The sequence below is a fragment of the Ensifer sp. Root142 genome (genome assembly GCF_001426785.1).
GTDB classification, from domain to species: domain Bacteria; phylum Pseudomonadota; class Alphaproteobacteria; order Rhizobiales; family Rhizobiaceae; genus Ensifer; species Ensifer canadensis.
This window is the reverse complement of the sequence record NZ_LMFK01000001.1, coordinates 436,074-449,775: the sequence shown is the minus strand read 5'-3', so window position 1 is coordinate 449,775 and position 13,702 is coordinate 436,074. Positions and strand designations below refer to the sequence as shown.

Here is a 13,702-nt window from a genome sequence, read left to right as displayed (position 1 = left end):
CTTAAACCCTATCCGGCTTAGGGACAAAAACATGCAGCATTCAAAGCTACAGCGACCTTTGCGCGTCCAACAGGATGCGCGGCGCTGTAGGGCCCAACCAGCATTGCAAGACGCTGCTCCGCCCCAGACCCGGAGCCCAGCCCCGGAGCCATGAGAACTTAACGAACAGTTCCAATGAACGCACGTGTCGTCAGTCCCTTGAGAACCCTTCGATCAAACCTGTCCTTCGTCCATGATGGCCCTTCGGCTTGCGCCTACCGGGGCCATCATGGATTATCAGACGATGCTCTTTCACGCATGCGCATGCGGATCGTGGCGATGCGCCCAAACCGCCCAGGCCGACACGGCGGCCACGAGCAGCCCGAGGACGGCGTGCGTCCACATCACGCTCATATTGACCGCATAGCCGAGCACCCAGGGCGACACGACCAGCCATGCCCCAAGCGCCAGATTGGCCCACTCCTCCCACTCTGCGAAGACCGAGAGAGTAGCGTAGGCCAGCACAGCAAGCGCAAGCCCAACAATCCAGGCATTCCAAGCCGGAACGGTTTCCATGCTATACCCGATCACCCAGGGAGAAAGGAAAAGGCACACTGCCAGCGCAAGATTGCACCAATCCTGCCCTCTTTTGCCTTCCATGAAATGGTACGCCATTTGATAACCTCCACGAATGAAGTTTCACCAAGGCGTCACTGCCAGCGCGCAGTTGCACGCCCTGGATTCGAGATGGTTGTTGCAAGGTGAAACTTCAAGTGGCTGTTCGCAAAGGACGTTCTGCCCGCTGCCGCAGGAAGGCCGCATCGGAAGGCGAACCGGCGAGAGCAATGGCGATCGCATAGGCTTTTGCCGCTTCGTCCGCTTGCCCCATCCGCGACAGGAGCTCCGCTCGCGCCGCATGATAGGGCTGGTAGTCCCGAAGCTCGGCCGAAAGCGCGTCGAGCGAGCGCATCGCCGGTTCCTGCCACCCCGCCTCGCACAGCGCCACCGCCCGGTTGAGCCGCACGACAGGCGTCGGCTCCAGCCGCAGCAGGCTGTCATAGAGCAGTACGATCTGCGCCCAGTCGGATGCCTCGCCCTGAACGTGGCAGGCGGCAATGGCGGCCTTGATCTGGTATGGCCCCGGCGCGCGCCGCCGCATGGCGGTATCGATCAACCCGAGCCCCTCGTCGATCTGCCCCCGGTTCCATTTCGTCCGGTCCTGCTCGCCGAGCGGCACGGTGACGCCATCGCCGTCGACGCGCGCCAGGCAGCGCGCATGCGTGATCAGCACAAGCGCAAGGCACCCCTCGATCTCTGGATCTTCAGGGCGAAGCCGGTTCAGCAGCCGGCACAGAAACAGGGCCTCCTCGGCGAGATCCCGGCCCTGCGCCGGAGGGCGTTACTCACCCTGATCCAGAGAACGAACCAGATTGGGATGAGCAGGAGGGCGTAGAGGGAAGTGGTCGTCAGCATCATGGGGATATCCCCGGTTTGAGTTGCGTACGACCCAAGAACGGAAGCCGCCGTCGGATTTCGACATGCGTCCGAAATATTTTTGGAGGATCGGCGAGAGAGGCTCGAGCGCGGCGGCCTGTTGGCATGCCGGCAAGGCCTGAAGGTGAGGATGCAGTGGATTGCGTCTGTCGAAACGGAAGCGCTGCCGACAAAAAAGACCCCATCAACCGAACACGGCTGATGGAGCCAGACAGATCACTTGATAGTGCACGGTCAACAATAGGGCGAGATGCACCACGCCCTTACCCCTGCCCTCGGCACATAGGCGCAGAGATTCGCGGCGGCCGGGACAGATTGCCTCTCGCTACTTGACGGTCACGCCCATTGCGGGCGAGCCCTCGTTCGACCAGCACGAACACGGCTCGCCGGCCGGACCTGCGCCATAGCCGCACTGCTGTCTCGGGGTCTTGCACTGTCTTGGGCTCTTCGCATCAGCCAGCGCCTTCGCCTCGGCCGCAGTTGCAGTCTTGGCCTTCTTGCCGCTCGCAGGCTTCGCCTTGGCCTTTTCGCTCAGATGGGCATTTTCGACGCCAGCCCGGGAATCCCCGGACGGACCAGTTTCGCTGCAGGACGAAACAAGCAAGAGGGTAGCAACAGCAAACGCAATTCCGGAGAAGATCTTCATGAGATATCCGGTAATCCGACAATTGCGATTTTTCAAGATGGGTGGCGCGCGGATTTACCTCCAGAGCGGCTGGCCTTGGCCAGCGCACGGCTCCGATCGGCGCTGCGAGACGAACCTTCGCCTGACGATCGAACGAGCGGATGGCGAACCATCCGCTCGTTCGACTGTTTTCCCCTATTTCACCAGTTCGATCTCACCAGGCCGCCAGGAATTGTTGAACCAAGGTTCCAGCGGACCGTACAGGCGAAGGATCATGAACCAGCCCTTGCCCGGGATTGTCTGCACCCAGTTGTTCTCCATTCCCGCCGGGGCTTTCGGTCCGAAATAGACATCCACCGAACCATCCGCATTGGCCTTGACGCCCTTGTTCTGGCTACTGACGCTTGGGGCTTGCTGGTCGGTCTGCACCATCGACCGGGTCTGGTTGTCGTAGACGATGACCGACCAGAAATCCTTGACCGGGACATTTGGCGGCAGGCGCAGCTTGTAGGTCTTGCCGCCATTAAAGGGATTGCCCTCCGAATCCTGAACCGACCACGGATATTGCGAGCCCTCGCCCACCATCTTCTCTTCCATCGCCGGTGTCACGCCGATGGCGAAGTAATAGTAGAAGACAGCACCATCCAGGTTGCTGACACCGGGCGCCGACTCGAACTTGTAGCCGCCAAAAAACGGCAGGCGCCACGTACTGTCAGGATAGAAATACGCATCCTTCGCGCGAACCTTGAAAGCGATCGTCCGGGCCGTCACGGCGCCGATGTTGGCGGCATCGGTGAGGATCTTCTTCATCCGCTCATCGGGATTGAAGGGCTTGCCCTTGACGATGCCGATCGAGGCGAACAGGCCCAAGGTGGTGGGATCGGAACCGTCCGCCGGCTCTTCCTGGATGACCTGGTTCAACAGGCTCCAGAACGAATAGTCGCCTGGCGAGACGAAATTCGCCGGAATTCCGGAGGCATTGACGAATTTCATCGGCGGCGGGTTGGCGGCCTCGTCCAGGCGATAGATCCGCAGGTGCTTCTTGACCGAGTCAACCCCGGGCTGGGTGGAACCGTCTACAACGAAGGCGCGAAAGACGAGGTAGCTGCCGAAAGTGCTCGGCCGCACCACGTGATACCCCGATGGTATGTCGCCCTTGAATCCAGGCGGCAACAGGAGGTACTTGCCGCCTTTGCCCTTATCGGCCCCGGTGATGCCGATGTCGGCCACCCACTTGTACCAGAAGTCGTCGACCATCCCCAGCACCTTGGGCGGTATCTCGGCCACCAACGGTCCCTTGCTCGTGTCGACCCAAACGTAGTTGTAGATCGTGTTATCGTTGGCCGTCAGCTCCACGGACTTCGGATCGACCAGATTTTCCCAGATCACGTCGGTCTGGTTATCAGGCCCGAACTTGCGTATCGAGTCGCGCATGCCGGCCTGATTTACGATCGGAATCGCCAGCAGATAAGCCTGCAGCGCGCGCGAACGGTCGAGGTTGTCGTAGATTTTGTCGACGGTATCGGCCGACGGGTAGCCGTAATTGAGATTCAGCGTCCCGATCGAGGACTCGATCTTATCCGGAACCGCGACGCCCGACGCAAAGGGCGTCGTCATCTTGTAGGTCTGCGCCGTATCGGCAGCAGAAGCAGTACTCAAGCCTATCAGGACTGCCGCGGCGGCGGCGCAAAGCAGTCTCGTCGTACGTATCATTGCTCTCATGGCCGAACCTTTAAAATTGCGTTGGATCTGTGAAATAGAATTCCCTCAGTGCACCACTTACGCTGCGTCGCTTCCGGGCTTAGAGCAACGTAAATTACTGTTACGAGCGTGTAACTAAACCTCGAACGCGATGCGCCCTTCGGGGCAACGAGGCTTCAGTGGCGGGCGTATCGGACGACGTGCTGCGGTCTGAGTGGCACTTCCGTCGCTGCGACGGCTGTGGCTGCCAGCAGGAGATTCCGTCTGGTCGTCATGGTCTGCCCCTCGCTAATGCAGTAGGACGTGTGTGTTGCACGCCGTCGCAAGACGGCTTTGCTTGCGCGACATTCATATTTCTACGGTACTGAGCAGCAAACAGAGTTCGAAACCACTCATTTTACGCCAGGGCTCTGTTATTTCTGGAGTTTTTTGCACGATGTCTACTTAAGGGAACCGGCGGAGCTGTCCTCAATGGTCAACATGAGACGCGAAACGGTCGACCAAAGCCAGCCGATCGATTCTTACAGAGCAGGACTTTTGGAAATAAATCAGCAGCTTAAGGAAGTTTTGGTGGGTGATCACGGGCTCTAACCGTGGACCCGCTGATTAAGAGTAATTGATTTTAAGCTCAAAACCGCGTGGCACAAGTAAAGCGGTTTCCAATGTGCTTCCAAAACAGCACGAGAAACGCCGGAACATATCGAGAATTGGCAACCATATCTAACTACCATTTAGAGAGATCTTCGTAGCAGCGCAATCGTCTATTTATCTGCGCGGAGTCTGTCAGCATAAACGCCCAAGCTGGTGCCCCGGCCGCTGACAATAATCTGGCCGCCAGAGACGAGATTGCGCCTGACCTCCTCCGGAACGCCACACAGGCGCTCGAACACGATTGGAAAACTCTGCAACTCGATCGACGAGGGGCATCGACTGGAAATGTGCCGGTTGGCATCTGCAACGGTGAAAGAAAGCTCGACCTGGCTCCCGGTCAGCAATGCAATGATCATCGGACCAGTGAAGACGACAGCGTGATTCCCGAACAAATAACCAAGAAGCGGAGCACCGATCACGGCCACCGCCTTTCTGACCTCGCCGCCGTCCGGTGCCGTGGCCAACCTTCTGCAGACGATCCAAACTGCGCCGCCGGCAGAAATCAGACCAACACCAATGCCCACTAGGAATGTGCGGTTCAGCCACTCCATCGAGGGCAAGAACTGATAGCCAACCATCTTGGCCAATACAGGCAGTGCACCAGCTAGCGCCCAGATCCCAAATGCGATCTTCGCCTTGCCACGCAATTGACCTGGCGTATTCGCCTTTTCACTCATCCGCCCCCACAGCACCCTCGACAGAGTTCCCCATGCCGCACCTGTGACACAGTGAGGGTTGCACCTTCAAGAGCATCAATCGTTGGGCGAAAACTATTTACTAACGGCGGAGTCCGAACCCACGACCCCTTGCCCCCCAGGAGAGTGGGCTAATTTCGCCAAGCCCTTGTAGCGCAGGCGGTTGCGGCCTGCACACCCATCCACTTCGAGACTTATTTCGGGACTCTGTGACTCGCTATTGTCTTCACCCGCTCGATTGCCGACCGACGTTATAGCGAAATCTTACCTGTCACATTTGCATCTAGAACGTTTTTTCGCCTCCGCCTACCGTCTCACCAAGAGGAGATGGCCATGGACGATAGGAAGCAAGTCACCGAGTTCAGTGACGAGGAACTCTTGAACATCTGCATTGTGATGATCGATTCAGCACTCGACAAGGTGCCAATGCCAGACGACGTCGCGGATATCGCAAGCGCGGCACTCCATGAGTTGATCCGGCGCGGGATTATCGCGACGCCATTTCACTAGCAAGACCTTGCGAACAGTAGTTGCCGCCCCAACATCTTCTGCAGGAGGAGACGCCATGCCGAAAATACCTGCGCCGAAGCATCCGAAATGCCATCCCGACCGTAGTCTCCATTGCCAGGAGGCAATCGAGGCTGAATTCCAGTCGCTAGCCGATCGAGCCCACGCTGCCGGCTGGTCAGCGAGGAAGTGGCGACGGCGCTGATGGAACTTGCCGACAACAATTTCCTCTCGATGACCGCCAACACCGAGATGTTCGAGCTCGGCGCCGGCGTAGTGCTGATCGCCCCAAATCCGCATTAGCTTTACTTGCCCACCGAAAGACTGCGGGCACAGAACTGACAGCTAGAAGAAAATGCTCAGAAGCGCACCAATGGCAGCACTTACAAACACCAGCCATCTGACAATCCGAGGATCGGTGTACCAAGGTATCGGCTTCTGAAATAGGGCTTCAATCCTAGCCTTCTCTTCTTCCGTAATACTTTCTTCCGCCATAGTGCCCCTACGGAGCGCAGCGCATCAGTTAGTCGCTGCCTGCTCCTGTCCAACTGACCCACAACTCTAACCTCCTATCCCGACTTCGGTTCGGATGAAAGTAGGCTCTGAAGCTCCAGTGCCTCTCCCTAAATCTGGTCGTTGACTCTCTGCGCCAATGAGAACATTTGTAGAACAGATATTCTCAGAAGGCATCAGCATGAGCGACGAAACCGGCGCGGCAAAAGCCGCAAGCAGCGGCCCGTATGTCCACCTATGTGAACATCCTGGCTGTAAGAAGTGGGGCGGTTTCGGCTTCGCTGTCGGAAGGGCCACCCCGAACTGGTTCTGCTTCGAACATCGACCGGAATGGAAGAAGGGCAATGCCTAAGAACGGTGCCTGGTGGCTTTCCGAGCTTGTCGCCAAGGTTCGCGTCGAATGCTCCTGCGGCGTGAAGAAGCAATATGACGCCAAAGCGCTGCTAGAACGTGTCGGCGACATTCCTATGCCGTCCCTCCTAGAGAAGCTGGCTCAAGCCAACGGCTGCTCGAAAACAAAGAACAACTTCAATGATCGCTGCCAATTGAAATACAGCGACCCGATGCCTTCGGAGGCCCCGCCCTCCCGATTGTACCGGCTGGCAATGCGGAGCCAGCCGGACGACCGGAAGAAATCACCTTCGCCAACCTGCCGGAATGGTATGAGCTTTTCTGCCATTGCAAACGCTGTGGCCGGGAACATCACCTTGATCGGCACGATCTGGCGCGCCGGTTCGGCACCACGCAGTCTATCGTGGCTCTTGGTCGACGCATGCGTTGCAAGCAGTGCAGCAACAACAACGGGAATGTAATCCGGGTGGGGAAACAGAGACGGTGATTATCGACCGCGGAGATGGAACATTGCCGCCGCAGCGGTGTTATATGCACTCATCTCGAAGGATGCTTCTCTCCAAGGCCCCTCCCTTGGGACCTATTTTTTGAGCTCAAACACATCGGCATTGTCGGCTAGCTCGCGCATGCCTTTGAATGAGGGATGGCGAAGCTTCCCGTCGCTGGTGATCTCGGTATAGGTGATTTCGGCCACGAACGCCGGCTCGCAGAACACGACGTTATTGCGCTTCAGTGCGACCGGCGGCACCTTCGGCGGCATGGCTGCCAACTGCTTCCGAAGATCGCGGGTCATCTTGTCCGTAAAGCCCGTTCCGACGCCACCAACATAAACCAGCTCGTCGCCTCGCCTTGCCGCTAACAGTAGACGAGAGATTGCGCCCCGAACCTTCGTCGACGGCTCGTACCCAACGACGACAAAGCCGTCACTCCGATGACATTTAAGCTTGAGCCAATCGCCCTTCCGGCCGGATCGATAGGGAGCCCGCCTGTCCTTCGCGATGATACCTTCGAGGCGGAACTTGCAGGCCTGCGCCAAGATGGCCGCGCCCTCGCCTTCGATCTCTTCCGACACGCGAATGATGGGTGCCCCCTCTTCGATCGTATCTTCCAGGATCATCCGCCGTTCTCGCTGATGCAGGCCGCGCAGGTCGTGGCCGTCGAAGTAGAGAAGATCGAAGGCATAGAACAGCGCCTCGCCGGCGACGCGCTTGCCGCCGCGGCCGCCGAGTGCAGCCTGCAGCATGCCGAAGTTCGAGCGGCCGGCCTCGTCCAGCACCACCGCCTCGCCGTCGAGGATCATGGTTGTCGGTCCAAGCGACTTAGCCGCCGCCTCGATCGCCGGGAAACGATCCGTCCAGTCATGGCCGCCGCGCGTCAGTATGCGCACGCGGCTGGGCTCGACATGCAATGCCAGGCGGTAGCCGTCCCACTTGATTTCGAATGCCCAATCGCCAGCAGCCGGCACTTTCTTAGCAAGCAGCGCAAGGCATGGCTCGACGCGATCCGGCATGGGATCCGCCATCGGTCCAGGGGGAGGTTTCTTTCTCAGCGTTTTAGCCATTCCGTATAAACGCACGAGATGGCGAAAACGTCTCACCGCTCGCCCCTGCCCGAAATCTAGGCTGGTGAATCCTACAGGAGGAGCTTTTTGGCTCGGTGCTTTACACTTGCTGGATCTCGTCATCGAAAGAGACAGGGATGCCCAAACGCAAGCAGCGCCTGGAAGTCGAGTGAACTCCCGGATTTTGTGGCTGAGATGATTGCCGCTGGGTGCGACATCTGCGCCGTCGGCCACGATACTTACGTCGCCGCAGACATGGACCTTGTCCCACTGCCGTCGCGGAACGACGAGAGAATTACCAATCAAGCACCGTCCGGAGGCACGAAGAAGCAGTTAACGCGGTATTTCCCGTTCTGCCCCATTCCCGCAGCTTCAGAAGGGTCATCTGTTGGCTGAAGGCAGATGTGATAGTCATAGTCGTGAGATCGAAGCTCCGTTCCGTAAGGGATCAGCAATAGCTGATTTCTCGTCACGAGATGATGGTCCCCTGGATGAAGGTGAATTGAGAATCCGAATGGCCCTTTCGTGACGTCCGAACTCGGAATCGCTTGGCAGTCACCATCGACATCGTCGCCATTGCAACAGACGGGTGGGTAGGTCCAACCGCCAGCCGCCATGTGGGCATCGCTCGATGCGAACAGACCCATCAATAAAACCGCAAAAGGCACCAAAAGTGCTGTAGCTGGTGAGGAACCCATGGACCGCCTCGGCGTAGCCCTTCGACTTCGTGAGCCAGGTTGGATTTTGCGAAGCTGATGGCTATGGCTTCACCTACAAAAAAGCGGCCTCCACCATGGAGGCCGCAATTGGAATGCGTACCCAGTGATCAAAGTTTACAACTATTCCAGCTGTGGCGGAATACCTGTCTCGAGATCCGTATTTCAATCCCCGCAGCCGCTGTCTGTCTTGTCCTGACCGCCGGGCCAAATTTTTAAGGCAAACTACGATCTGACTAGCCTACGCGGCGTCAGCTGCGCATATTCGACCGGCAAAGCTAGCGACAGGGGATGCATATGGGTCGGACGACGGCAGATGCGGCAAAAGCGCTTTCCAGGCAGATGGGCCAGCGCATCAGAGCCATACGTAAGATGCGAGGGTATTCTCAAGGGCAACTGGGAAGCTTGATCGGCCTGTCGTTTCAGCAGGTTCAGAAATACGAAAATGGGACAAATCGTGTCTCCATTCCAGTGCTGATGCAAATTTGCGAGGTGTTGGACGCGCACCCAATGGATATCATCGGTGAAGGTCCGCAGGATGGACGGGACAAGAGACTAACCGCCTTGCTGCAACGCCTTGAAGCCGCAGAAAGCAAGCTGAAGATTCTTGAAAGCAAACTGGCCCGGATGCAGAAAATATTCGCCGAACCGGATTGATGGGGAGGACTTATCACCCGTCCCAAGGACCAGGGACATCTGCAGTGGCGAAGGTGAGGCAAAAAATACGGCCTCCGAGAGGAGAGCATCGGAGGCCGCAGGAGATTGCATTCAAGATCTGAACCATACACCCGCACTTGCTCTGATGCGAGAATCAATTGCCCGCGACACCCAGACCCGCGGACGAGAACGCAAATTCCTCGCCGAGTGCTCGGCACGAATGCGGCTTCGTCCTTCCCCTTTCGCAGGGGGCTTGTCCTGATGCCGGGCCCCGGAGGCTGCTGTAAAGCATCCGAGGCCCGATCCTTTCGGCTTATGCTCGTCAATCTGCCTTCGTTGCAGCCGGCAGGACCCACGATCCGTCGAGGATTGACGGATTTCCTTCTTTTGGCCAATACAACCGCATCATCAGAATAAACTTTCCCTTCGGGGCAGGTAGCCAGTTCGACTCTTTGTCTGTGCCTGGAGACTCATGCTGGATGTAGATATCGGTCGATCCGTCAGCATTGGCCTTGAGGTCCTGGCGCGGGCTGATTGAATAGCGGTTCAGCGGGTTATCAACGAAGAAGTATCCCGCGTCATACATCGTGATGGACCAGAAGCCGTTTGCCGGTGGCAGATGCCCCTTGGCAAAGGTGATCACATATTTTTCCGAACCGTTATAGTCGCGAGCAAACAGGCCATCGCCGGACTTCGTACTCGTCGGATAAACCGCATCCTGTGGGCGATTCGCACCAAGCCCGATTGCCGTGATCAGGGCGCGCTGTACATAGTCCGTACCATAGAGACCCGTTTTCGTCGTGTAGGCCCAGCCGTTGATGTCCTTTACATCGCCACCACTATCCTTGAAGTGCAACATAATCCGCGCGTAGGCGATCTGTGGGAGACGCTTCTGAAGGACGACGTCAAGTTTGCTCTCGTCGAAATCCTGGCCGGGAACGATCCCGATGGTCGCCAACCGCTCCAGCAGTGGAGCGTCTGCCGCGGCGGGTGGATTAGTCTTCAGCAGGTCGCAGAACAGTTTGAAGTAGCTGACTGCATCCAACGCATTGACCTGCTCACGAACGGCGGTCTTCATATCGATAGTCGGGTCAGGCTTGCCGGCCGGCGGCGTGTAGTCGGTTCCGTAGCCACTCAGGGGAACGAGTTTGACCTCATCCTGAAGCTTGTGGACTTCGGCATAATCCTCAGGCGTGCCGGTGCAATAGATACGTCCGAGGAGCCAAACCATGCTTGTCGGTGATTTGTACTCGGTCACGCCTTCAGGCAGGGTCCCCGTCCACTCCGGTCCGGTGATCGCATAGGTCTGGGCGCCCGTTCCTGTTGTTCTCTTTCCGGGCACTTCAAAGACGTTGGTCCAGCCGTCAAGCATTGGGAAGAGCGCGTAGCGATCGCCCATATCCGGAAGGCTCAAGACGTAGGGTTCCTTGGCGACATCGAAGAAACCATAGGTGTAAAGAGTATCTGCATTGGGAGCTGTCACGTCGCGGAAAGAGGCGTCCGGATAGGCACGCAGTCGACCAATCTGGCCCATCGGCGCCTTGGTGCCCTTGGGCTCCGCCACGTTTGTGATCACTCGCCGGGTATATTCCATGGTGACCAGCGGATAGGCATAGATATAGGCTTCTAGCGCTGTCCAGAAGTCGGTCCGTCCCAGCAGCTCGTCGCCAAGCGAACCGTCCTGTGCAACAACGGGCCCCGCTAAGACCCCCATAGCAAGCCCCGCACACGTAGATGTCGTGAATGCTCGACGCGAAATATTCATGTTTCCCTCCGAACTGCAACAATGTGCATTAGCGGCGAGATGCTAACTCACAGCGGGAGAAAAATCGACTCCAAAACTTGTCGTAGAAAATAGCCGGCTCGGCCCAGTCGACCGCTCACACTGTGGCCGCTTTCTCTCCTCGCACCGCTTCCGCAGAGCGGTTTCACACCTTCCCGATAATCACAAATACAATGCGCCGTATCGCTTCCGCGAAACTCACCCCGAGCGCCATCGCAGCTATCCCTGTGACGCCGAGCGCGCCGATGCCCATCAGCTTCCAACGTTTCACGTCGTCGGTTACCGGTTTCATCTCCGCCACGTCGGCGACAATTGTTGCCGTCGACGTTTCAAGATGACCAACGCGACCGACAAGCTCATCCATGCGGCGATGCACGCCCGCACGGCTCTCGGCCGCCTTGTCTTCCGCACGGTCGGCGCCCTCCTCTATCCGGCGCATCGTGTCTTGCAGGGCTCGCATTCCTGCCGCCAGTTCGCCAAGCTGGCGGTGGACAGCCGCCTCTGTCTCTGTGGATGCCATTACCGCCCTTCCCCGTGCCTCACGCATTCCGCATTCGTCCAGACGCCGCCGGCGCAAAGGCCGACGACAGTCCGGTCTATCTTTCGTTGATCCGCCGGCGTCGCCCCTCGCGCGCCGACCAGGTCAGTTCCGACGACCCGCCGCAGGCCGTCGACATTCGCTGGCGCCGAAGTCCCACAGGCCGTCAGGGCAAGTATCATAGTCAGAGCGAGCATCGCCCGCGGAATGTGCCGCCGCATTGTTTTGCCTCTTGAATGCGTTGGTGACTGATCGGGCGCCGTCCTCGCGGATCTCAAGGACGGCCCAGGTGATGGCAGCGAGCACGAGCACGCCGCCGAGGATCTTCGGCCAGGGGATCATGCCGGATCGAGCCGCTTGCGGATGAACAGGAAAGCGCCGCCCGCAAACGATGCGACAATGATGCCGGCCAGTGCCCACTGCAGCGGACCATTGCCGGTGAAAGCAAAGCCGAGGGTCGAGACGATGCCGGCGAGCCAGCTGACATTTTCCTTCGTCACGACTTCCGGAGCCTTCGGAGCAGCCGGCACGGTGTTGCTGGAAACGAACTCGCCCTTGGCCCAGAGCCCGGCTTCAGCCGCGCGGCGGTTGACGAGACCCTTTACCCGCTTGCCGCCGGCGTTGACCCACTTCATCAGCTCGGCCGGCACGGCGTCGTAGTCGCCCTTGTTGAGCTTTTTCAACAGGGTCGACGAATGCAGCTTGCCGGTATTGAAGTCGAAGGAGACGAGCACCGCGTGCTGGTTATCCGTCAGCGGCACTTTGACCAGGCGCGAGACTCGCTCCTCGAACGTGGCGAGATCGGCGCGCAGGATCTCTTCGGCGCGTGTCTCGGTGATTACCATGCCCGGCTTTACCACCGGCGCGCCGGCGGCGCTGGTATGGCCGTAACCGATGGTCCAGACGTCCGCGACGTCCTGATAAGCCTTCGTCTTCAGTCCTTCCCATTGTTTGACGAGCGCAAGGCCCGCCGCGTTGATGCGTCGGTTCATGTTCATGTTGCTACTTTCATTTTGGTGGGGGACAATCTTCTCAGTCGACAGACTGAGGAGCGGGTGATGGACTTCGAGAGGGTCGGGCGAGCACGGATGATGATGCGCCTGCCGGCACATCGGAAACAGATTTCCGACGCCAACTTCGCGGCACTCAATGAGTTGATGGAAGCCTACGGCATGGCAGTGTTGAGCCGCGATGAACTGCGCGAGCAACGGACATCAGATCCCAAAATGCTAAAGGAATTTGAAGACCTCTGTCAGGAACTGGAGGACGACATCGTCAAGATGCTGGCTGGCGTAAGCCCGCGAATGGTTCGCTGACCACCAGTAGATTCTCAGTAGTGAAAAGGTGCGCCCGGTTCGCAATGTTCACTTAACGAGTGAGCGGCATGCTCTCGATAGTTGCCGCCGCCCCCTGCCCCCCGCCGGCAACTTGGAACCGCAATCCAGCTCTCCGGATTGCGGTTCTTTCCGTGATGGAGCATCTGATGGGCTATGATTGGAATGGCGCCCGCTGGCGTCGATTAAGAGTGGCGAGATACGGAACCGCCGTGGCGTTGGCGGGTCTGCTGGTCGCTGTCGCGACGCAGGTGGTGACGAGGGCGCTTTAGGCGCCAGTTTCTGGCCAGATGAACGCCGGCAACTCGGTGATAAAGGCCTCGACGGTCGGCTGCTCGCGATCGCCGGCCATGACTTTCTTCAGTTCCGCCGTCGAGTAAGTCCACACGACCGACCGCCAGGCGAAAAGAGCCGCGCCCTCGGCCGCGAATTGCAGGTTCGGATCGTCGCGATAGGTGATGGCTGTCTGGATGCCGTCATACTGCCGCTCGCGCGCCTTGGCATCGAGATGAACCTGTATGGCATTCGAATAGTCAGCCTGCGTCGGCGGCGTGAATGGCTGGACGATTTCAACAACCGAGCCGCCGACCAGCTTTC

14 protein-coding genes and 2 pseudogenes are annotated in these 13,702 nt (G+C 58.5%); 5 read left to right on the top strand and 11 right to left on the bottom strand.

From position 1 onward, the window contains the following. Nucleotides 1-291 precede the first annotated feature (291 nt). The 5 genes and pseudogenes from ASD52_RS02195 to ASD52_RS02170 all read right to left on the bottom strand — a co-directional run bounded on the left by ASD52_RS02195 (nucleotide 292) and on the right by ASD52_RS02170 (nucleotide 5,127). Nucleotides 292-654 carry an SPW repeat protein gene (locus tag ASD52_RS02195; protein ID WP_025427498.1) on the bottom strand — a complete coding sequence of 121 codons (363 nt, stop codon included), beginning with the start codon at nucleotides 652-654 and terminating at the stop codon, nucleotides 292-294. A 94-nt stretch (nucleotides 655-748) separates the two neighbouring features. Further along, nucleotides 749-1,348: pseudogene (locus tag ASD52_RS02190) on the bottom strand (DUF6596 domain-containing protein); the annotation flags it as partial. A gap of 450 nt (nucleotides 1,349-1,798) precedes the next feature. Beyond that, on the bottom strand, nucleotides 1,799-2,119 hold the full coding sequence (locus tag ASD52_RS02185; RefSeq protein ID WP_025427500.1) for a hypothetical protein: 321 nt from the start codon (nucleotides 2,117-2,119) through the stop codon (nucleotides 1,799-1,801). A 174-nt stretch (nucleotides 2,120-2,293) separates the two neighbouring features. Further along, entirely contained in the window at nucleotides 2,294-3,811 is a 1,518-nt protein-coding gene (locus ASD52_RS02180; RefSeq protein ID WP_057206224.1) for a DUF1254 domain-containing protein, read from the bottom strand. Between the two features lie 749 nt (nucleotides 3,812-4,560). Continuing rightward, a complete protein-coding gene (locus tag ASD52_RS02170; RefSeq protein WP_156612858.1) occupies nucleotides 4,561-5,127 on the bottom strand; it encodes a hypothetical protein in 567 nt (188 codons plus the stop codon). 351 nt (nucleotides 5,128-5,478) lie between these two features. Between ASD52_RS02170 and ASD52_RS38110 the strand changes: the two genes are divergently transcribed. From ASD52_RS38110 to ASD52_RS02165, 3 genes are all read left to right on the top strand, one after another. After that, a complete protein-coding gene (locus tag ASD52_RS38110; protein ID WP_156585759.1) occupies nucleotides 5,479-5,655 on the top strand; it encodes a hypothetical protein in 177 nt (58 codons plus the stop codon). Nucleotides 5,656-6,346: 691 nt separating this feature from the next. Further along, the gene (locus ASD52_RS39215) at nucleotides 6,347-6,517 is read left to right on the top strand and encodes a hypothetical protein (RefSeq protein WP_200953994.1); all 171 of its coding nucleotides are present in this window, start codon (nucleotides 6,347-6,349) and stop codon (nucleotides 6,515-6,517) included. Beyond that, on the top strand, nucleotides 6,510-6,977 hold the full coding sequence (locus tag ASD52_RS02165; RefSeq protein ID WP_063991798.1) for a hypothetical protein: 468 nt from the start codon (nucleotides 6,510-6,512) through the stop codon (nucleotides 6,975-6,977). Before ASD52_RS39215 ends, ASD52_RS02165 begins: the two co-directional genes overlap by 8 nt. Nucleotides 6,978-7,096: 119 nt before the next feature. On the opposite strand, the gene ligD is transcribed toward ASD52_RS02165, so the two are convergent. After that, on the bottom strand, nucleotides 7,097-8,383 hold the full coding sequence (gene ligD, locus ASD52_RS02160; protein WP_347369212.1) for a non-homologous end-joining DNA ligase: 1,287 nt from the start codon (nucleotides 8,381-8,383) through the stop codon (nucleotides 7,097-7,099). 707 nt (nucleotides 8,384-9,090) lie between these two features. On the opposite strand from ligD, the gene ASD52_RS02155 reads away from it, so the two are divergent. Then, entirely contained in the window at nucleotides 9,091-9,450 is a 360-nt protein-coding gene (locus ASD52_RS02155; RefSeq protein WP_200953992.1) for a helix-turn-helix transcriptional regulator, read from the top strand. 322 nt (nucleotides 9,451-9,772) lie between these two features. Here the strand turns inward: ASD52_RS02155 and ASD52_RS02150 are convergent, their stop codons facing one another. The 4 genes from ASD52_RS02150 to ASD52_RS02135 all read right to left on the bottom strand — a co-directional run bounded on the left by ASD52_RS02150 (nucleotide 9,773) and on the right by ASD52_RS02135 (nucleotide 12,763). Beyond that, the gene (locus tag ASD52_RS02150) at nucleotides 9,773-11,215 is read right to left on the bottom strand and encodes a DUF1254 domain-containing protein (RefSeq protein ID WP_057209430.1); all 1,443 of its coding nucleotides are present in this window, start codon (nucleotides 11,213-11,215) and stop codon (nucleotides 9,773-9,775) included. A gap of 163 nt (nucleotides 11,216-11,378) precedes the next feature. After that, on the bottom strand, nucleotides 11,379-11,753 hold the full coding sequence (locus ASD52_RS02145) for a DUF1515 family protein (protein WP_244496112.1): 375 nt from the start codon (nucleotides 11,751-11,753) through the stop codon (nucleotides 11,379-11,381). After that, the gene (locus tag ASD52_RS39655; protein WP_082571693.1) at nucleotides 11,753-11,992 is read right to left on the bottom strand and encodes a hypothetical protein; all 240 of its coding nucleotides are present in this window, start codon (nucleotides 11,990-11,992) and stop codon (nucleotides 11,753-11,755) included. The genes ASD52_RS02145 and ASD52_RS39655 overlap by 1 nt, the downstream gene beginning before the upstream one ends. Before the next feature lie 117 nt (nucleotides 11,993-12,109). Further along, on the bottom strand, nucleotides 12,110-12,763 hold the full coding sequence (locus tag ASD52_RS02135; protein WP_057223345.1) for a lysozyme: 654 nt from the start codon (nucleotides 12,761-12,763) through the stop codon (nucleotides 12,110-12,112). Between the two features lie 96 nt (nucleotides 12,764-12,859). Between ASD52_RS02135 and ASD52_RS02130 the strand changes: the two genes are divergently transcribed. Further along, nucleotides 12,860-13,087, top strand: a complete 228-nt coding sequence (locus ASD52_RS02130) for a nodulation protein (RefSeq protein WP_156585459.1) — start codon at nucleotides 12,860-12,862, stop codon at nucleotides 13,085-13,087. 286 nt (nucleotides 13,088-13,373) lie between these two features. On the opposite strand, the pseudogene ASD52_RS02125 reads toward ASD52_RS02130, so the two are convergent. Next, nucleotides 13,374-13,646: pseudogene (locus ASD52_RS02125) on the bottom strand (hypothetical protein); the annotation flags it as partial. Between the last annotated feature and the right edge of the window lie 56 nt (nucleotides 13,647-13,702).

Bases quoted from the DNA above. Each gene is read 5' to 3' on its own strand.
- ASD52_RS02150 (WP_057209430.1), bottom strand. From the start codon at position 11,215: ATGAATATTTCGCGTCGAGCATTCACGACATCTACGTGTGCGGGGCTT.
- ASD52_RS02185 (WP_025427500.1), bottom strand. From the start codon at position 2,119: ATGAAGATCTTCTCCGGAATTGCGTTTGCTGTTGCTACCCTCTTGCTT.
- ASD52_RS39655 (WP_082571693.1), bottom strand. From the start codon at position 11,992: ATGCGGCGGCACATTCCGCGGGCGATGCTCGCTCTGACTATGATACTT.
- ASD52_RS02165 (WP_063991798.1), top strand. From the start codon at position 6,510: ATGCCTAAGAACGGTGCCTGGTGGCTTTCCGAGCTTGTCGCCAAGGTT.
- ASD52_RS39215 (WP_200953994.1), top strand. From the start codon at position 6,347: ATGAGCGACGAAACCGGCGCGGCAAAAGCCGCAAGCAGCGGCCCGTAT.
- ASD52_RS02155 (WP_200953992.1), top strand. From the start codon at position 9,091: ATGGGTCGGACGACGGCAGATGCGGCAAAAGCGCTTTCCAGGCAGATG.
- ASD52_RS02170 (WP_156612858.1), bottom strand. From the start codon at position 5,127: ATGAGTGAAAAGGCGAATACGCCAGGTCAATTGCGTGGCAAGGCGAAG.
- ASD52_RS02180 (WP_057206224.1), bottom strand. From the start codon at position 3,811: ATGATACGTACGACGAGACTGCTTTGCGCCGCCGCCGCGGCAGTCCTG.
- ASD52_RS02135 (WP_057223345.1), bottom strand. From the start codon at position 12,763: ATGAACCGACGCATCAACGCGGCGGGCCTTGCGCTCGTCAAACAATGG.
- ASD52_RS38110 (WP_156585759.1), top strand. From the start codon at position 5,479: ATGGACGATAGGAAGCAAGTCACCGAGTTCAGTGACGAGGAACTCTTG.
- ASD52_RS02130 (WP_156585459.1), top strand. From the start codon at position 12,860: ATGATGATGCGCCTGCCGGCACATCGGAAACAGATTTCCGACGCCAAC.
- ASD52_RS02195 (WP_025427498.1), bottom strand. From the start codon at position 654: ATGGCGTACCATTTCATGGAAGGCAAAAGAGGGCAGGATTGGTGCAAT.
- ASD52_RS02145 (WP_244496112.1), bottom strand. From the start codon at position 11,753: ATGGCATCCACAGAGACAGAGGCGGCTGTCCACCGCCAGCTTGGCGAA.